The sequence below is a fragment of the Saccharopolyspora thermophila genome (genome assembly GCF_014646075.1).
Taxonomy (GTDB): Bacteria; Actinomycetota; Actinomycetes; order Mycobacteriales; family Pseudonocardiaceae; genus Saccharopolyspora; species Saccharopolyspora thermophila.
In genome coordinates this window covers 116,107-134,642 of the sequence record NZ_BMMT01000008.1, presented here as the reverse complement: position 1 = coordinate 134,642, position 18,536 = coordinate 116,107, and the positions used below count along the sequence as shown (strand labels likewise).

Here is an 18,536-nt window from a genome sequence, read left to right as displayed (position 1 = left end):
GCGACCCACGCTGAAAGGAACCCGATGCACTTCTTGCGCGACACCGCAACGGTTTTCGTCCGCGAGATCACCCCGACGCTGCGCGCCCCGGCCGGCATCGCGTTCACCATGACCCAGCCGCTGCTGTTCCTGTTCGGACCGCTGCTGGCGGGCACGGGGTTCCCGACCTCGCCGTGGCAGTGGTTCGTGCCCGGCGTCCTGGTGATGATGTGCCTGTTCGGCCCGATGATGGCCGGATACACCCTGCTGGTCGAGCTGATCGGCGGCTCGATGGAGCGGATGCTGGTCACACCGATCAACCGGTCGGCGATGTTGGTCGGCCGCACGCTCAAGGAGTTCGCAATGCTCCTAGTGCAGGCCGTGCTGCTCGTCGCCCTGGCCGTACCGCTGGGTTTCCGGCCGCACCCGGTCGGCGTGCTCGCCGGACTGGCGCTGCTGCTGGTCTTCGGTATCGGCCTCGGCGCGCTGTCGTTCGTGCTGGCCATCGCCTCGGCCCCGGGCGGTGAGCTGTTCTACATGGTCACGCAGCTGGTGTTGTTCCCGTTGCTGCTGCTGTCCGGTGTGCTGCTGCCGATGGACTTCGGGCCCGGCTGGTTGCGGGCGATCGCCGCGGTCAACCCGGTCTCGCACCTCGCCGACGCCGAACGCGCCCTGTTCGGCGGAAACCTCACCGATCCGTCGGTGTTCACCGGAACCGCCGTGGCCGTCGCGCTGGCCGCGCTGGGCCTGGCGTGGGGCACCCGCGCGATGAAGCGCGGAGTCTGACCCGATCACCGGCTTCTTCCTCGGGGCCGCTCACCTAGGCTGTGGGCAGCGACCCCGAGGAGGAGCCGTGTCGGTCACCGGAGAGCACGCCGCGGATACCCGCATCCCCCTGCGCGACCAGGTGCGCCAGGAGTTGCAGGCCCGCATCGCGGACGGGCGGCTGCGCCCCGGGGACCGGATCTTCGAACAGGACCTAGCCGCCGAGCTCGGGATGTCCCGGGTCCCGGTGCGCGAGGCGATCCGGATGCTGCAGAGCGAGGGATTCGTCGAGGTGCTGCCGCGCCGCCGCGGGGTGTTCGTGCGCGGCCTGGATCGCCAGCAGGCCAAGGAGCTCTTCGAGGTCCGCGAGGCGCTGGAGGTCTACGCGGCGCGGCTGGCCGCCGAGCGCGGGCAGAGTGCGGACGTGGCACGGATGGCCGAGCTGGCTCGGCAGGCGCGCGCCGCGTACGAGGCCGGTGACGTCGAGGCGATGTCCAACGCCAACGCGGCGTTCCACGACCAGCTGGTCGCGGTGGCGGGCAACGAGCTGCTGGCCTCGATGCTGGAGCCACTGCACGGGCGGTTGGCCTGGCTGTTCCGGATGAACCTCGAGCCCGAGCGGGTCTGCGCGGAGCACGAGGAGTTGCAGGAGGCCATCGCCGCGGGCGACGCCGACCTGGCCGCCGAGGTCGCCCAGCGGCACGTGCTGTCCAGCCGCCGCATGGTTCTGGAACGCATGCTGTTCTAGCTGCCGCGCCGTCGCAGGCGCGACATTTGGCTACGCGAACGGCATCGGACCGTTTCCGCGGAACTCTTGACCAGCGGTTCGCGCGGATCTACCTTACGTATACACAATCCTATACTTCCACATAACGAAACTTAGATTCCATAACTCCACGAACTCCGGCACCGCACCCGGCAGCGGCGCCGGACGACCGGCAGCATCTGGCGCGCACCCCGGCACCTCCGCGCTCCAGCACGCTGAGCTGGGATGACGACGGGCATGTGGCACCCTGGGGACTTCCCCGCCACACCGCCCGCGGCAGCGGGCCACCCCGCATCCCTCCGGAACCAGGGCACCGATCGTTTCAACGCCGAAACCCGGGAGCAGCCGCATGACCGCCACGGACAACAGAGTGGCCGGGGGCACAACCGGCACCACGAGCACCGCTCTGTACAGCCATGACCTCGCGCCGACGAAGAAGGAAGGGCGACGCTGGGGCGCCTACAACGTCTTCACCCTCTGGGCCAACGACGTGCACAGCCTCGGCAACTACGCCTTCGCGATCGGCCTGTTCGCACTCGGCCTCAGCGTGTGGGGCATCCTGCTGGCCTTCCTGCTGGCCTCCGCACTGTTGTTTTTGCTGCTGACGCTCTCGGGCTACATGGGGCACAAGACCGGCGTGCCGTTCCCCGTCATGAGCCGCATCGCCTTCGGCGTCAAGGGTGCCCAGATTCCCGCAGCCGTCCGCGGCGCGGTCGCCATTGCCTGGTTCGGCATCCAGACCTACCTCGCGTCCTCGGTGCTGAACGCGCTGCTCGTCGCCCTGTTCCCCGGGTTGGCCTCGTGGCAGGAGCACACCGCGCTGGGGTTGTCGGCGCTGGGCTGGGTCACGTTCCTCGCGCTCTGGGCGGTACAGGTCCTCATCGTCAGCTACGGCATGCACGTGATCCGCAGGTACATGGCGGTCGCCGCGCCGATCACCCTGATCACCATGTGCGCCCTGGCGATCTGGATGTTCGTCCGGGCCGGCGGTTCGATCTCCCTGTCCACCGCGCAGCCGCTCACCGGCGCCGCGATGTGGCTGCAGATCCTGCAGGGCGCCGCGCTGTGGGTGGTGATCTACGGGACCTTCGTGCTGAACTTCTGCGACTTCACCCGCTCGGCCAGGAGCCGCCGGTCGATCGTTGTGGGCAACCTCATCGGGATTCCGGTGAACATGCTGTTCTTCGCCACCATCGTCGTCGTGCTCAGCGGGGCCCAGTTCACGTTGGACGGACGCGTAATCACCAGCCCGACCGACATCGTGCAGAACGTCCCGAACCTTCTCATGCTGGCGTGCGCCTCGATCGCCCTGGTCGTGCTGACGATCGCGGTGAACCTGATGGCCAACTTCGTGGCCCCGATCTACGTGCTGGTGAACCTCTTCCCGCGGCGGCTGAACTTCCGCCGGGCGGGCCTGGTCAGCGCCCTCATCGGCCTGGCCATCCTGCCCTGGAACCTCTACAACAGCCCGGTCGTGGTGAACTACTTCCTCGGCGGTCTCGGCGCGCTGCTCGGCCCCGTCTTCGGCGTGATCATGGCGGACTACTGGCTGCTGCGGAAAACCCGCGTCAACGTCCCGGACCTCTACCGCGAGGACCCGGGCGGCGACTTCCACTACCGCGGCGGCTACAACCCCAGGGCCGTCTGGGCGTTGGTCCCGGCCGCCGCCATCGCCGTCGTCGTGGCGCTGCTGCCCGCCTTCAGCGTGGTCGCCGGCTTCTCCTGGTTCATCGGGGCGATCCTCGCCGCGGCCATCTACTCCGCGATCGGCGACCGCAGGCCCCAGTTCCGGGACGTCGACGGCGAATCCATCGCCGTCCCCGCCGAGTGAAATCCTTGCCGAATCCCGGCCCATCTCAAGAAAGTCCAACGATGCGCATCCTCGTCGTCAACGTCAACACCACCGAGTCGATCACCCGGTCCATCGGCGAGCAGGCGGCGACCGTCGCCTCCCCGGGCACCGAGATCGTGCCGCTGACACCGTCGTTCGGCGCGGCGTCCGTCGAGGGCAACTACGAGAGCTACCTTGCCGCGATCGCCGTGATGGAGGCCGTCCGCGGCTACCCGGAGCCCTTCGACGCGATCATCCAGGCCGGCTACGGCGAGCACGGCCGGGAGGGGCTGCAGGAGCTGTTCGACGTCCCGGTCGTCGACATCACCGAGGCAGCCGCGAGCACCGCCCAGTTCCTGGGCCGGACCTACTCGGTGGTCACCAGCCTGGACCGCACGGTCCCGCTGATCGAGGACCGCCTGCGCCTCGCCGGTCTCAGCGCCCGCTGCGCATCCGTGCGCGCCAGCGGCCTGGCGGTGCTGGACCTCGAGCGGGACCCCGCGGCCGCCGTCGACGCCATCGCCGAACAGGCGGCCCGCGCGGTGCGGGACGACCGGGCCGAGGTCATCTGCCTCGGCTGCGGTGGCATGTCGGGGCTCGCCGAACGCGTGGTCCACCGCACCGGCGTCCCGGTCGTCGACGGCGTGACCGCTGCGGTGACGATCGCCGAATCCCTGGTCCGGCTCGGCCTGACCACCTCGAAGGTCCGCACCTACGCGCCCCCGCGCCCCAAGGTGATGACCAACTGGCCGCCCGCGGGCGTTCGAACGGGACAACGCGTACCGGCGTGAGCGGTGTACCCGCGCCCCGCGAGCTCGCTCGCGGGGCGCGGGTACTCTGGACGGCTCGGGAAGCCCGGCGGCTACCGTGGAGTCCAGCGCCGACGGCGACGAGGGAGGCGGGGCTCATGCAGCAGAACCACACCGGTCCACCGAGATCTGGCCAGTACACGCCCGCCCGCGCGGACCACACGCGGCCGTGGATCGAACCGCCCGCCGCCGAGGCGGACCAGCCCGGGGCCCCGGCCGCCCCCGGTCCCGCGCGGCAGCCGGAACTGGTGATCACCCAGGGCCCGGGCACCGGCCGCCGGTTCCCCGTGACCGCCCCCGCCACGATCGGCCGCGGCCGCGAGTGCGACATCGTGCTCGACGACCCCACCGTCTCCCGGCGCCACGCCGCGATCCAGCACGACGGGGACCACTACGTCGTCACCGACGCCGAGTCGCTCAACGGCACCTACCTCAATCGGCACCCCATCGACTACGCCAGGATGTCCGACGGCGACGAGCTGTGGATCGGAAGATTCCACCTCCGATTCCACGCGGCCCGGTAGCAGCCGTTCACCCGGCCCGAGCACGAGGCGCCAGCGGCGCTGTGACCACTGTGGACATCCACATGGTGGAACGCGGTCGGACGAAGGACTGGATCGACTCAGACGGATCTTGCGGGACAGGGTGAACACAGGTTTACTCCTGCGGTGAACACCGGTTCACAGTCGATCGCGAGGAGCCGAATGAGCAGCGCCACACCCGCTTCCCCCGCATCGCGACGCTCCAAGCTCGTCATCGGGGTGCTCGCCTCGTGCGGGATCGCGGTGTCGTTGATGCAGACCCTCGTCGTCCCCCTGTTACCCGAGTTCCCCCGGCTGCTGGGTACCTCCCGCTCCAACGCGGGCTGGCTGGTCACCGCCACGCTGGTGGCCGGCGCGGTGTGCGCGCCGGTGCTCGGGAGGCTCGGCGACATGTACGGCAAGCGCCGGATGCTGCTGATCTCGCTGGCCACCATGGCTGCCGGCAGCGCGATCGGCGCGGTCAGCGACGACTTCGCGGCGGTGCTGGTGGGCCGGGTGCTGCAGGGGGCGGCGATCGGTGTGGTCCCGCTGGGCATCAGCATCATGCGCGACGAGCTGCCGGAGGACCGGGTCGGGTCCGGGGTGGCGCTGATGAGCGCGACGCTGGGCATCGGCGGCGCGGTGGGGCTTCCGGTGACCGGCCTGGTGGCCGAGGAGCTGAACTGGCACTGGCTGTTCGCGGGCGCCGCGCTGTTCGCCGTCGCCGAGTTCGTGCTGGTCCGGCTGGTGGTGCCGGAGTCGTCGCTGCGCAGCGGCGGCAGGTTCGACCTCGTCGGCGCGGTGCTGCTGTCCGGCGCGCTGACCTGCCTGCTGCTGGCGGTGTCCAAGGGCAACGAGTGGGGCTGGATGAGCGGGACCATCCTTGGGCTGCTGGCTGCGGCGGCGGTGCTGTTCGCCGTGTGGGGCACCTTCGAGCTGCGCACGAGCACGCCGCTGGTGGACCTGCGGGTGTCCGCGCACCCGACCGTGCTGCTGACCAACATCGCGTCGGTGCTGATCGGGATGGCGATGTTCGCCGGGTTCCTGGTGGGCGCGCAGATCCTGCAGGCCCCGGTGGGCACCGGGTACGGGTTCGGCATGTCGCTGGTGGTCAGCGGCCTGGTGCTGCTGCCCATCGGCGGCGCGATGGGCGTGTTCTCCCCGGTGTCGGCGCGGATCTCCCGGCGTCGCGGACCGCGCACCACGCTGATCATCGGCGGCGTCGTGCTGACCATCGGCAACCTCGCCGGGGCGCTGCTGCACGACCCGCTGCCGTTGGTGGTGGCCATCCTGACCGTCGGCGCGATCGGCGGCGCGCTGGCCTACGGCGCGCTGCCGACGCTGATCATGCAGGCGGTGCCGCCGACCGAGACGGCCGCCGCCAACAGCCTCAACAGCCTGGCTCGCTCGATCGGCACGTCCATCTGCAGCGCGATCGTGGTGGCGTTGACGACGGGGTCGGTGGTGCGGGTGGGCGGCGTGAACCACCCGTCGCTGCTGGCCTACTCGTGGGTATTCGCGGTGGCGGGCGGCGCGGCGCTGGTGGCCGCGCTGATCGCGGTGGTCACCCCGCCGGCGCATCGGTTCGCGCCTGTTACCGCACAGGTGGCGACCGCGGCCGGGAGCTCACGCTAGCCTGAACGGCATGTCCAGCACGGGTGCGGCCACCACGGTCGGCGAGGACCAGCGACGGGACGCGTGCGCCACCCGCGAGGCCATCCTGAAGGTCGCGCGCCGCCGCTTCTCCTCCTGCGGCTACGCCGACGTGACGCTGCGTGACATCGCCGCGGAGGCGGAGGTCAGCGCGGCACTGGTGGTGAAGTACTTCGGCAGCAAGGAGAACCTGTTCGCCGAGGCGTCGGGTTTCGAGCAGGACGCGGAACGCCTGCTGGACTGCGAACTGCCGCGGCTCGGCGAGCACATGGTCCGCACGCTGCTGGACCACCACGAGCGAACCCAGGGCGACCCGCTGGTCCGCGCGGTGTTCACCTCGTCGCGGTCGGCGGGTGCCCAGTTCCGCGCGAACTTCGAACACCAACTGGTCACCCGCCTCGCCGAGCGCCTCACCGGCCCGGACGCACGCCTGCGCGCGGAACTGGTCTGCAGCGTCCTGATGGGCCTGGGCGCGGCCCGCCTGGTGCTGCGCACGCAAGCGATCAGCGGGGAGCCCAAGGAGAACCTGATCGCGATCACGGCCCCGTTGATCCAGAACTGGATCGACGGCCCCCTCCGCGCGTCAGCGGTCGAACCGCCCCGCCTTCCCAGCGCGGACTGACCCAAATCGGGTCACGCTCCTGCTTGCCGCAGGCAGCGGCACTTCCGCCGGTGAGATCTCCCAACACGGCGCCCGCGGCTGCCGCGTCAGAGGACCCGGTGGAGGAACTCGCGGGTTCTGGGGTGGCGGGGGTTGTCCAGGAGTTCCTCGGGTGGGCCGGATTCCAGTGCTTCGCCGCCGTCGAGGAACACCACCTCGTCGGCCACCTCGCGGGCGAAGCCGATCTCGTGGGTGACCACCACCATCGTCTGGCCCGCTTGCGCCAGGTCCCGCATCACCGCCAGGACCTCGCCCACCAGTTCCGGATCCAGGGCGCTGGTCGGCTCGTCGAACAGCAGCAGCTTCGGCTCCATCGTGAGCGCGCGGGCGATCGCGATGCGTTGTTGCTGGCCGCCCGACAGCTGGCGGGGATAGGCGTCCTCGCGCCCTTTTAGGCCGACCCGGCGCAGCTGCTCCCGCGCACGCTCGCGGGCCTGCGCGCGGGGTACCCCCAGCACGCCGATCGGCGCTTCGATCAGGTTCTCCAGCACCGTCAGGTGGCCGAAGAGGTTGAAGTTCTGGAACACCATGCCGATGCCGGCCCGCTGGCGGGCCACCACGCGGTCCGGCAGTTCCCGCAGCCGCCCGCCGACCTCGCGGTAGCCGACCAGTGCGCCGTCCACCTCGACGCGCCCGGCATCGACCTTCTCCAGGTGGTTGATGCAGCGCAGCAGCGTGCTCTTGCCCGATCCCGAGGGACCGATCACGCACGTGACCTGGCCGCGCGCCACGGTCAGGTCCACGCCGCGCAACACCGGTGTCGCGCCGAAGCTCTTGTGCAGTCCCGAGATCTTCAGCATCACCGCACTCCCCTCGATCGCAGCGCGCGCCGAAGCCGCTGCAGCGGTGTCGGCGGCAGTTCCCGCTGGCTGCCGCGGGCGTAGTGCCGCTCCACGTAGTACTGGGCCGTCGTCAAAAGCGAGGTGATCACCAGGTACCAGATGGTCGCCACCAGCAGCAGCGGGATCACCTGGTAGGTGCGGTTGTAGATCAGCTGCACCGAGTGCAGCAGGTCGTGCACCGCGATCACGCTGACGATCGACGTGCCCTTCAGGGTGCCGATGAGCATGTTGCCGGCCGGCGGGATGATGGCGCGCATCGCCTGCGGCAGCACGATCCGGCGCAGCACCCGCGACTTCGTCATGCCCAGTGACTGCGCCGCCTCCGCCTGGCCGGCGTCCACCGAGAGGATTCCGGCGCGGACCACCTCCCCGGCGTAGGCGGCCTCGTGCAGCACCAGGCCGATCACCGCCGTCGCGGTGCCACCGATCAGGTTCACGGTGTCCACTGTGAACGGACCGAAGCCCAGCGTCGGGTACAGCGCCCCGATGTTGAACCAGAACAGCAGTTGCACCAGCAGCGGGATGGAGCGGAACAACCAGGTGTAGAGCCAGCTCAGCCCGCTGAGCACCGGGTTACCGGACAGGCGCATGACCGCCAGCACCGTGCCCAGGGCGAAACCGAGCACCATGGTGACCGCCGTGAGCCACAGCGTGAGCCAGAGCCCTTGCAGCACGGCCGGAACCGAGAAGTACGCGGCAACCACCGACCACTGGAAGTTCGGGTTGGCGGCCATGGACCACACCACCAGGGCGAACACCAGCAGCGCGGCCACCGCCGCGATCCACCGGCCCGGGTGCCGCGCCGGGACCACCGGCGGCGATGTGGCGACGGCGGCCGGTTCGACGTCCGGCACCGCCTGCAGATGCGAAGATCGGGTCATCGGATTTTCCTGTGCGGGAGAAGGGATGGACGCCCGGTCCCGCCACCACCTGGCGATCACGGTAGCCGGAGCGGTTCCCGCGTCAACCGCGTCCCACAGGTTGATCGGCGTTGACACCACTGACGCGCCCGGCGATTCTCGACCCGTGACCAGGCAGCTGCGTTTGGTGAAGCGCAACCACATCGACCTCGCCCTGGTGTGGTCGGCCGCTTGTCGCGGCTGACCCGTTTCCCGCTTCGCGCCGCCGGCCGCTCCTGCCGGCATCTCCCCGCACGGGTCCGCCACCACCACCTGCCGTACCCGTTTGCCTGTGAAGGGTGTGCACCGAATGTTTTCGCGCGTGAGGACGACTGCTGCGCTGCTGCTGGCCACCGGGTTGCTCGCCGGGTGCGCGGCCAGCGCGCCCGATGCCGCACCTGGCCTGGATGCCACCGCCGACGTGGTGTCCACCGTGAGCAAGGACGAGTCGGTCGCGGCACTGCTGCCGCCGGAGGTGCGCCAGTCCGGCGTGCTGACCTTCGGCAGTTCCGTCGGCGGCACTCCGCCGAACGCGTTCTACCTGCCGGACAACCGGACCATCGTCGGCCTGGACATCGACATCGCCGACGCCGTGGGCCGCGTGCTCGGGGTGCGCATCGACCGCCAGGAGGCGGCGTTCGAGACCATCCTGCCCGCACTGCGCAGCGGCAAGTTCCAGGTTGGCACCGGCAACTTCGGTGTCACCGAGGAACGCAAGCAGACCATCGACTTCGTCACCTACATCGACGACGGCCAGGGTTTCGCGGTGCGTCAGGACAGCGATCTGGCGCCGGTCACCGACCTCGTGCAACTGTGCGGGCGCATCATCGGCACCGGCTCGGGCACCACGTTCGAGGCGACGCTGAACGCCAACGTGCACCGCTGCGCCGAAACCGGTCGGCCGCCGTACCAGATCCAGGTGTACTCCGAGCAGAGCGCGCTGTACTCGGCTCTGCACCAGGGGCGGATCGACGTGCTGATGAGCACCATCAACGGACTTCGCCATGCGACGAGGCTCCAGCCGAACCTGCGGTTCCTCAACGAGTTCCGCCGTCTGGACGTTGGTTTCGCGCTGCCGAAGGGCTCACCGTTGTGCCCGGCGCTGCAGGCGGCGGTGAACAAACTGATCGCCGACGGCACCTACCAACGCATCCTCCGCAAGTGGGGCACGGAACCCTCGGCCATCCCCTCCTCCCAGATCAACCCCCCAGAACACTCCTGACACCCCCTCCCAGGTTCGCCGAAACCCGGAAGCCCCGGGCCTGGCTGGATTCCCGAATCTGCCTCTGGGGATTGTTGGGCGGCGCGCCCTTCGGGCGTCACCGGATTGGGGGTAGGTGGGGAGGATCGGGGTCAGGCGGGGCGGCCGAGGACGGTGGCGTGCGGGATGCCGTCCAGGGCTTTGGTGAACTGCTCGATCACATCGCCCAGCGGCTCGGCGCTGTCCGGGTGGATGCTCAACTGGTCCTCCACCACCGTCAGGTGCTTGTCCAACAGGAAGAAGCTCTGCACCACGTGGCGCGCGCCGAGGGAGTGCACCACCGGGCGCAGGGCGTAGTCCAGCGCGAGGACGTGCGCGATCGTCCCTCCGGTCGCCAGCGGCAGCACCGCCTTGCCCGCGAACCCGAACTGCGGCAGCAGATCCAAAAACGTCTTCAGCAGACCGGAAAAGCTGGCCTTGTAGGTGGGGGTGGCCAGCACCACGCCGTCGGCCGCGGCGACACGCTCGACGGCCTCGGCGATCGCCGGGGCGCGGGTGTCGGCGCCGAGCAGCGATTCGGCCGGCAGGGTGCGGACGCGCAGGTGGTCGGTGAGGTGGCCGTCGGTGGCGAGGCGCTGCGCCACGTGGTCGGCGACCCGCTCGGTCCTGGACGTGCGGGACGGACTTCCGGAAATGACAAGGACGCTGGACACAGGGGCTCCCTGGATGCGAGGTGGGTCGGTTCCGCGGCGGGTTTTCTCCCGGCGGCGGCGCGGGAATGCGCTAGGGACGACACGCCTGGGCGGCCACGCGGCGGAAGTCCACGTGGCGGCGGCGCGTGAACACCGACAACATCACGAACCCATCGCAACAGAGCATCGGGAGGTGTGTCAATCAAGGCGGTCCGCGTTCCACCACCCGGACTCGGCGAGCACGACCGCGTGGATTCCGTACCGGCGCGGGACTTCCGGCGGGATGGCCGCCGATGTCGACGGTGCGGTCCGCGCCGGGGCGGACAAAGTGCCCGTCCGGCAGGACCCATCCGAGAACCGTTGCTGCGAAACGATGTCCGGACCCCGCCCGCGACCTGCTGCCCGGGGCGTGGCGCCCGACCGTCCGCGCCTGGCGCCCGCGTCAGTCCCCGAACACCTCGGGCAGCGGGCGGCGCGTGGTGTGCGGCACCGGGATCGCCGCCGGGTACCCGACCCGCATCAGCAACTGCGGCACCCCGGCCAGGTCGAGCGCCTCCCGCAGTCCCGCGCGCACCTCCGGCAGCCGCAGCGGCTGCGTCATCACCGACGCGGCCAGCCCCAACCGTGTGGCCTCCAGCCACGACCGCTCCGCCGCCTCCCCCGCCTGCATCTGGTCGCGGGGGCTGTCGCTGAGCGTGCTGAACACCAGCACCGACTCCCGCGCCAGCCAGGCCGCCAGGCGCTCCTCGTCCGGCAGGCGGGTCCGCGAGCTCACCAGCCCGACCGCGCCCACCCCGCTGTCGGCGAACGCGCCGGTGAACAAGCCCTCGTCGGCCACCGCCGCCGTCCAGATGCCCAGCTCGTGCTGGTAGCGGACATCGTCGTGGGTGACGCGCGCGGCGTAGGACAGCAGCCGTGCGACGGCGCGCTGCTCCTCCACCCCTTCCAGCCACATGGCCTGCGTGGTCGCCGCGGCCACCATGGTGGTGCGCACCAGGTGTGGGATCGGCCGGTCGGCGAAGGACCGCCGGTAGCTGACCCGGCGGCTGATCGCGTTCCAGCGGTCCCGCTCGATCGCGCACGGCGGTTGCCGGCGCGTGCCGATGACCGCCGCCTCGCCGTCCGCGCCCGCCTCGTCGACCGGCCAGCGGACCTCGGGCACCCACCCGAGCCCGCGCAGCGCGATGACCAGGTTCGCCACCGCGGCCCCGCACGACATCCGCCGGTCGCGCCCTTCCGGGTCGTGCTGGACCAGCTCCGGCGTGGACCGCACCCGCAGGGTCGCCGTGCGCCCCTGCACGCGCAGCGCCCAGGGCTGCGTGTTGTGTACCGACGGGGCGTGGCGGATGGCCTCGGCCAGGGCCGCCACCTCGTCCGGCGTCCACGGTCGCTCGTCGGCGGGCTCGACCGCGGGCCGGTGGAGCATCGGGAACCAGTTCATCAGCTGACCACCTCCACGACCACGGGCAAACACTTCGACAGTGCCGCGACGGGTCCGCCGCCAGCAGAGGCCAAAGTCCCCGCTGTGACCAGGCTCAACACCACGGGAGGCGGGCCGGGGTGTCGGCATTGGCGAATCCGGGCCGTGGATTTCGGCGTTCTGGCACTGGCGTACCTGCTGGTGCGGCGGCGAAGCTGGCGAGGAGATCGAAGGAGGAGCGCATGTCGACAGCACCGCGCAACACCGCGTTGTGGCACCCGTTCGCGGACATGTTCGAAGTCCGGCAGTCGCAGTTCTGCGTCACCCGCGCCGACGGCGTCTGGGTCCATGACCAGGAGGGCCGCCGCTACCTCGACGGCACCGCGGGCCTGTGGTACGCCAACGTCGGACACGGCCGCACCGAGATCGTGGAGGCCGCCGCGGCGCAGATGCGCACGTTGGACGCCTACTTCGTGTTCAACGACTTCACCAACCCGGCCGCCGAGGCGCTGGCCGACCGGCTCGCCCAGCTCGCGCCGATGCCGGACGCGAAGATCTTCCTCACCACCGGCGGCGGCGAGGCGATCGACACCGCCGCCAAGCTCGCCCGGCAGTACTGGGCACAGCGCGGGCAGCCGCAGCGCACCCACATTCTCAGCCGCGGCAACGCCTACCACGGCACCAACGGCATGGGCACCAGCATCGGCGGCATCGAGGTCAACCAGGCCGGGTTCGGGCAGCTGGTGCCGGACACCAGTCGCGTCGCCTTTGACGACGCCGACAGCCTGCGGGAGGCGATCGAGCGCCTCGGCGCCGACCGGGTCGCGGCGTTCTTCGCCGAGCCGGTGATGGGCGCGGGCGGCCTGCACCCGCCACGGCCGGGCTACCTGGAGGCGGTGGCCAAGATCTGCGCCGAGCACGACGTGCTGTTCGTCGCCGACTCGGTGATCTGCGGGTTCGGCCGGGTGGGCACCTGGTTCGGTGTCGAGCGCTGGGGCCTGCAGCCGGACATGATCACCTTCGCCAAGGGGGTGACCAGCGGTTACCTGCCGCTGGGCGGGGTCGTCACGTCCGCCCGGGTCGCCGAGCCGTTCTGGGAGCACCCCGGCCGGGTCTTCCGGCACGGCGCCACCTATTCCGGGCACCCGACGGTGGCCGCCGCGGCGCTGGCCAACCTCGACATCCTCGAGCGCGAGAAGCTGTTGCAGCGCGCCGACGAGCTGGAGCGCCCGCTGCACGAGACGCTGGTGCAGTTCGCTGACCACCCCGCCGTCGGCGAGGTGCGGGGCGGCACCGGCCTGCTCGGCGCGGTGGAGCTGGCGCCCGAGGTGCTGGACGCCGACCCCGGCGCGGTCGGGCGTGCGCAGCGCGCGATCCGCAAGCACGGCGTCATCGTCCGGCCGCTGGCCAAGGCACTGGCCGTGTCGCCACCGCTGATCATCACCGAGTCCGAGATCGGGATGATCGGCGAGGCCATGCGGGCGGGGCTCGACGCCGTGGCCGCCGGCTGACCCGTTCACCTGGCGCGGGGGCGGTGGCACCCCGCCGTCGACCCCCGCATCACCTGGTCGGAACAGCGCCGTTGCGGAACCGATACGTACCGGTCTGTACCAGGCGGAGTTCGTCACGTAACTTTCTGGCCAGACCAACTCGGCACCGGGTGCGCGCCGCCGCGTCGGCCCGCCCGGCTGCCGGGATGCTTCTAGTGCGGAACATGCTGTCGGGCAACGGTTTCCAGCCTTGCACGTCCACAGCAGACAGTCGGGGGACGGCGATGCGCAGCGAGCAAACCGGGGTGGCCGGCACCCGGCTGCGCGGACGCGGGCCGGAGTGGCGTGCCTCGGACCGGGACGCTTCGGAAAGTCGCCGCCCCTGTGGACAAGCCACCCGTACGAGTTGGCAAAATACGGCTTCCGGGTGACGACGCGGATGGAGGACGACGACCAGGTGAACACCCAGACCGCACAAGTCGACGACCTGCGACTCATCGCCCTGCCCAGCGCGGTGAACTGCGCCGAGATGTTCGTGCGGTTCGCGCTCGCCGAGTGGTCGCTGCGCGAGCTCACCGACGAGACCACGCAGCTGGCCTCGGACCTGGTGACCGCGGCCGTGGACAGTGCCGATCCGGACACGCCCGGCTTCCTCACCATTCGCCTGCGGCTCAGTGGGGAGAGCCTGATCATCGAGGTCGAGGACGAGCAGGCCACCATCCCGCCCGCCCTGGCCCCGGGCTTCGCCAACGGTCGCTGCGGAGCGACCGCGCTGCGCGGCGGCGGCACCCTCGTGTGGTGCGAGGTGCCGCTGCCGGGCGGTGTCTCGGCCACCGCGGTCCCGCTCCCCCGCCGGTCGCGCAAGCGCACGGCCCCGGCGGAGCGCGCCGCGGAGGAGACCGCCGAGATCGATCCCGAGGTGATCAAGCGACTGCTCTCCGGCCTCAGCAACACCGACCTCGGCTGACTTTCCGCACACCGGAATCACGCTGCTGGTCGGCCTCGGGGGCGTCCACTTCGGTCAGGTTTCGAGCCCGGGGGTCGTGGGCAACACCCGGGGGCATGGATCGTGAGAGCTTCCGCCTCGAACTGGCCCAACAGTTGCGGGTCGACTCGGTGCGCGCCAGCAGCGCCGCCGGGTCCGGCCACCCCACCTCGTCGATGTCCGCGGCCGACCTGGTGGCCGCGCTGCTCGACGGCCACCTGCGGTTGGACTTCGCCCATCCCGAAGACCCCCGCAACGACCACCTGATCTTCTCCAAGGGCCACGCCTCGCCGCTGCTGTACTCGGCGTTGAAGGCGGTCGGCGCGATCGACGACGCCGAACTGCTGACCTTTCGCGCGTTCGGCAGCCGCCTGGAGGGCCATCCCACCCCGATGCTGCCGTGGGTCGACGTGGCCACCGGCTCCCTCGGCCAGGGCCTGCCCATCGGCGTCGGCCTGGCGCTGGCGGCCCGCCGGCTGGACCGGTTGCCCTACCGGGTGTGGGTGCTCTGCGGTGACAGCGAGATGGCTGAGGGCTCGGTCTGGGAGGCGCTGGAACACGCCGGGCACGAGAGTCTGGACAACCTCATCGCGCTGGTCGACGTCAACCGGCTCGGCCAGACCGGCGAAACCATGCACGGCTGGGACCTCGGCTCCTACGCCGCCCGCGCGCGGGCGGCCGGGTGGCGCACCCTGGAGATCGACGGACACGACCCGGAGCAGATCGAGACCGCGCTGAAGGACGCCGAGGCCGGCGACGGCCGCCCCGTCGCCGTGCTGGCCGCGACCAGGAAGGGTAAGGGCGTGGCGGAGGTCGAGGACAAACCCGGCTTCCACGGCAAGGCTCTCAAACACCCCGACGACGCGATCCGCGAGCTCGGCGGGGTCCGGGACCTGCGCGTCACCCCGGCCCGGCCGGAGACCACCGCCGCGCCGCACGTCTTCGCGGTGCGCGGCGGTGAGCTGCCCACCTTCGACCTCGGCGAGACGATCGCCACCCGTCGTGCCTACGGCGAGGCGCTGCGTGCGCTCGGTGACCGGCGCGGCGACGTGGTGGCGCTGGACGGTGAGGTGTCGAACTCGACGTTCTCGGAGCTGTTCCGCGACGCGCACCCGGAGCGCTACTTCGAGATGTACATCGCCGAGCAGCAGATGATCGCCGCCGCCATCGGCATGCAGGTGCGCGGCTGGCGGCCGTTCGCCTCCACCTTCGCCGCGTTCCTCACCCGCGCCTACGACTTCATCCGGATGGCCGCGGTGAGCCGGGCGGACCTGCGGCTGATGGGCTCGCACGCGGGTGTGGCGATCGGCGAGGACGGGCCGTCGCAGATGGGGCTGGAGGACCTCGCGGCGTTCCGCGCCGTGCACGGCAGCACCGTGCTGTACCCGTGCGACGCCAACCAGACCGCGCGACTGGTGGAGACCATGGCCGACCTGCCCGGCATCAGCTACCTGCGCACCACCCGCGGCGCGACGCCGGTGATCTACCAGCCGGACGAGGAATTCCCCGTCGGCGGGTCGAAGGTGGTCCGCGACGGCGACGACGTGACACTGGTCGGTGCGGGGGTGACGCTGCACGAGGCGCTCCGCGCGGCCGGGACGCTGGAGCGGGAGGGCATCCGGGCTCGGGTGATCGACCTGTACTCGATCAAGCCGGTCGACGCCGTGGCGCTGCGGCGGGCCGCGAGCGAGACGCGCGGGCTGGTCACCGCGGAGGACCACTGGCCGGAAGGCGGTCTTGGCGAGGCGGTGCTGAGCGCGATCGCGGGTTCGCCGACGCCGGTGCGCCTGCTGGCGCCGCACCTGATGCCGGGGTCGGGGACGCCGGCGGAACTGCTCAGCCAGGCGGGGATCGACGCGGCGGCCATCGCCACCGCGGCCCGCGAACTCGTCGGCTGACGTCCGCCGCCCGCCGAGGACCGATCACGCAGCGGCCCCGGCCTCGATCACCGCGGGCCGGCTGGGCGCGGCGCCGGTCTGCCGGTGTGCGCATTTCTCTCCAGCACCACCTCGACCAGCCGCGCTGTCAGCCACCAGACGACCCATCCGCCACGGTCACGCTGCGTGCCGTGTCGGGCGGAGGTAGAACCAGGACTGCCCGGCCGCACAGCGTAGCGGGAGGACAGTCATGCCGGTACCAGACCGCGGGGAACTGCTGCGGTTCCTCTGCCACGTGCGCTACCCCGCCACCAAGGAGCAGATCGTCGAGCAGTGCGTCGCGCAGGGCGCCCCGACCCCGCATCTGGAGCGCATCGGGACCCTGCCGGAGGGCATCTACGTCGAGGCGGACACGGTACTGCAGGCGCTGCCCCGCCTCACCGGCTGATCAGTCCACGCAGGACGGTCAGGTGCGGTGTTCGTGGCGGGCGTGCCACCAGGTGGCGACGGCGCCGCCCGCGGTCAGCACCGCCAGCACCACCGAACTCACCACCAGCCCGCTCACCAGGCACATCAGCGCCAGCAGCGCGGTGACCACAAGCACCGCGAACACCAGCAACCGACGTATCCCGGGCCAGCTCGGACCGCTGCCGAACCGGTCGAACTTCTCGGCCAACCGGGGATCGTCGGAGACCAGGGCGGATTCGATCTCGGCCAGCCTGTTCCGCTCGTGCCTGCTCAACATGACGAGCTCCCCTTGCGACGTCCGCATCGACACCATCGAGGTACCCGCACCCCACTGACCCCATGCCCCCGTGTGACCTCCCCAGATTCGCATGCCGGGGGTGATCTCCGAACGCGGCAGCCGGGTGATTTCAGACGGTTACCGAGTGTTGCCGCGCGGCATCGGCGGGAGATCAGCACGTGCGCGTGACGAGCTATTCCACCCGTGCAGGCCGGTGACGACGTGGCCGTGAACCGCGGGACCGGCACCCCGGACTCAGGGTGCGGAGTAGTGCACCACGCCCTCGACTCGTTCCTTGCGGAGTCGGCCCTGCAGTTCCAGCACGTCCAGGTGGGCGGCGGTTTCCAGCACGGCCAGCATCTGGTTGAACGGGTCGAGCTCGTCGAGGGTGCGTTCGCGGCGGGTCCAGGTCAGCGCCCGGGCCGCTTCGTAGGCCGTGCTCGCCCCGGCGGCGATGACCGCTGCGGTCGCGTGCAGCCGGGTGTCGTGGTGGTCCAGGAGTTCGTCGACGCGTTGGTGCACGCTGTCGGTGACCGGCCCGTGCGCGGGCAGCAGCCGCATGTCCGGCAGGGTTCGGACCAGCCGCAGCGACTCCAGGTAGTCGCGCAGCGGGGCTGCACTGGGGACCTGCTCGAACCCGATGGACGGCGTGATGTGCGGCAGGACGTGGTCCCCGGCGAACATCAGCCCGTGGGCGTCGTCAAGGAACACCAGGTGCCCGCGGGTGTGCCCGGGTGTGGCCATGGCGCGCAGCGGCCGGTCGGCGAGGCCCACGTCGGTGGTCCGGCCGATCCACTCGTCGGGTTCCTCCCAGAAGTGCGGCGGGCCGTCGTCGCGCGCGGCGAGCACCGCGTCGCGGACGGGTTTGGCGCCGCATTCGGCGAGCATCTCCAGCTGCGGGCCCAGAGATCGGTGCCCGGGGTCCATCAGGGCGCGGATGGTGTGCCGTTCCTCCTCGCCGAGCAGCACCTTGGCGCCGAGCTCGCGGCGCAGCGCGATGGCCTGCGTGTAGTGGTCACGGTGCGCGTGGGTGACCAAAAAGCGCCTGATGTCGCCGAGCCCGGCGCCGATCTGGCGCAGCGCCGAGGTGAGCTGGTCGCGGGATTCCGCCAGCGCCCAGCCGCCGTCGACCAGCGTCAGCGCGTCGCCGTCGGCGATCGCGTAGACGTTGACCGCGCGTAGCCCGTCGTTGGGCAGCGGCAACGGGATCCGGTGCACTCCCGGCGCGACTTCGTACGCGCCCGGTCGCATCCACTCGTGCCGCGAGTCGCCCATGACTCCACCTCCCGAACACGCCCGGCCAGGGCACCCATCAGGACTACCACACGCATACCAACCGGTCAGTGTGCTCGTGGCCGCAGGACGCGCCCTGCGAACCGTGCCAACGCCGCCGCGATCCC

General features: G+C 71.0%; 18 protein-coding genes. 12 read left to right on the top strand and 6 right to left on the bottom strand.

All coding sequences use genetic code 11. The features are described from left to right. Positions 1-24 precede the first annotated feature (24 nt). The 7 genes from IEY17_RS13330 to IEY17_RS13300 all read left to right on the top strand — a co-directional run bounded on the left by IEY17_RS13330 (position 25) and on the right by IEY17_RS13300 (position 6,946). Positions 25-765 carry an ABC transporter permease gene (locus IEY17_RS13330; RefSeq protein WP_188987682.1) on the top strand — a complete coding sequence of 247 codons (741 nt, stop codon included), beginning with the start codon at positions 25-27 and terminating at the stop codon, positions 763-765. 67 nt (positions 766-832) lie between these two features. Continuing rightward, positions 833-1,492 (top strand): GntR family transcriptional regulator, encoded by a 660-nt coding sequence (locus IEY17_RS13325; protein ID WP_188987681.1) that lies wholly within the window; start codon positions 833-835, stop codon positions 1,490-1,492. Positions 1,493-1,859: 367 nt separating this feature from the next. Next, positions 1,860-3,341, top strand: a complete 1,482-nt coding sequence (locus IEY17_RS13320) for an NCS1 family nucleobase:cation symporter-1 (protein WP_188987680.1) — start codon at positions 1,860-1,862, stop codon at positions 3,339-3,341. A 41-nt stretch (positions 3,342-3,382) separates the two neighbouring features. Continuing rightward, positions 3,383-4,132 (top strand): aspartate/glutamate racemase family protein, encoded by a 750-nt coding sequence (locus IEY17_RS13315; protein WP_188987679.1) that lies wholly within the window; start codon positions 3,383-3,385, stop codon positions 4,130-4,132. Between the two features lie 116 nt (positions 4,133-4,248). After that, entirely contained in the window at positions 4,249-4,674 is a 426-nt protein-coding gene (locus IEY17_RS13310) for an FHA domain-containing protein (RefSeq protein ID WP_188987678.1), read from the top strand. Between the two features lie 180 nt (positions 4,675-4,854). Beyond that, entirely contained in the window at positions 4,855-6,306 is a 1,452-nt protein-coding gene (locus IEY17_RS13305) for an MFS transporter (RefSeq protein ID WP_188987677.1), read from the top strand. A 10-nt stretch (positions 6,307-6,316) separates the two neighbouring features. Next, positions 6,317-6,946, top strand: coding sequence for a TetR/AcrR family transcriptional regulator (locus IEY17_RS13300; protein WP_188987676.1), 630 nt, complete (start codon positions 6,317-6,319; stop codon positions 6,944-6,946). An 86-nt stretch (positions 6,947-7,032) separates the two neighbouring features. Here IEY17_RS13300 and IEY17_RS13295 read toward each other — a convergent pair whose 3' ends face one another. Together IEY17_RS13295 and IEY17_RS13290 are read right to left on the bottom strand one after the other, a co-directional pair. Continuing rightward, the gene (locus IEY17_RS13295) at positions 7,033-7,785 is read right to left on the bottom strand and encodes an amino acid ABC transporter ATP-binding protein (RefSeq protein ID WP_188987675.1); all 753 of its coding nucleotides are present in this window, start codon (positions 7,783-7,785) and stop codon (positions 7,033-7,035) included. Further along, positions 7,785-8,708, bottom strand: coding sequence for an amino acid ABC transporter permease (locus IEY17_RS13290; RefSeq protein WP_188987674.1), 924 nt, complete (start codon positions 8,706-8,708; stop codon positions 7,785-7,787). The genes IEY17_RS13295 and IEY17_RS13290 overlap by 1 nt, the downstream gene beginning before the upstream one ends. A gap of 340 nt (positions 8,709-9,048) precedes the next feature. Here IEY17_RS13290 and IEY17_RS13285 point away from each other — a divergent pair, with 340 nt between their 5' ends. Further along, positions 9,049-9,948, top strand: a complete 900-nt coding sequence (locus IEY17_RS13285; protein WP_229680120.1) for an ABC transporter substrate-binding protein — start codon at positions 9,049-9,051, stop codon at positions 9,946-9,948. Between the two features lie 131 nt (positions 9,949-10,079). On the opposite strand, the gene ssuE is transcribed toward IEY17_RS13285, so the two are convergent. Both ssuE and IEY17_RS13275 read right to left on the bottom strand, forming a co-directional pair. Further along, positions 10,080-10,640 (bottom strand): NADPH-dependent FMN reductase, encoded by a 561-nt coding sequence (ssuE, locus tag IEY17_RS13280; RefSeq protein WP_188987672.1) that lies wholly within the window; start codon positions 10,638-10,640, stop codon positions 10,080-10,082. A gap of 421 nt (positions 10,641-11,061) precedes the next feature. Continuing rightward, entirely contained in the window at positions 11,062-12,060 is a 999-nt protein-coding gene (locus tag IEY17_RS13275; RefSeq protein ID WP_188987671.1) for an Acg family FMN-binding oxidoreductase, read from the bottom strand. Positions 12,061-12,281: 221 nt separating this feature from the next. Between IEY17_RS13275 and IEY17_RS13270 the strand changes: the two genes are divergently transcribed. The 4 genes from IEY17_RS13270 (at position 12,282) to IEY17_RS13255 (ending at position 16,839) form a co-directional block, all read left to right on the top strand. Continuing rightward, positions 12,282-13,550, top strand: a complete 1,269-nt coding sequence (locus IEY17_RS13270; RefSeq protein ID WP_188987670.1) for an aminotransferase family protein — start codon at positions 12,282-12,284, stop codon at positions 13,548-13,550. Positions 13,551-13,986: 436 nt separating this feature from the next. Further along, complete coding sequence (locus tag IEY17_RS13265) at positions 13,987-14,496, top strand: ATP-binding protein (protein ID WP_188987774.1); 510 nt, start codon at positions 13,987-13,989, stop codon at positions 14,494-14,496. Positions 14,497-14,591: 95 nt separating this feature from the next. Next, positions 14,592-16,412 (top strand): transketolase, encoded by a 1,821-nt coding sequence (locus IEY17_RS13260; RefSeq protein WP_188987669.1) that lies wholly within the window; start codon positions 14,592-14,594, stop codon positions 16,410-16,412. Positions 16,413-16,641: 229 nt separating this feature from the next. Next, a complete protein-coding gene (locus tag IEY17_RS13255; protein WP_188987668.1) occupies positions 16,642-16,839 on the top strand; it encodes a DUF2795 domain-containing protein in 198 nt (65 codons plus the stop codon). A gap of 18 nt (positions 16,840-16,857) precedes the next feature. Here the strand turns inward: IEY17_RS13255 and IEY17_RS13250 are convergent, their stop codons facing one another. After that, positions 16,858-17,136, bottom strand: coding sequence for a DUF3040 domain-containing protein (locus tag IEY17_RS13250; RefSeq protein ID WP_188987667.1), 279 nt, complete (start codon positions 17,134-17,136; stop codon positions 16,858-16,860). 255 nt (positions 17,137-17,391) lie between these two features. Next, entirely contained in the window at positions 17,392-18,411 is a 1,020-nt protein-coding gene (locus tag IEY17_RS13245) for an MBL fold metallo-hydrolase (protein WP_188987666.1), read from the bottom strand. Positions 18,412-18,536: the final 125 nt, after the last annotated feature.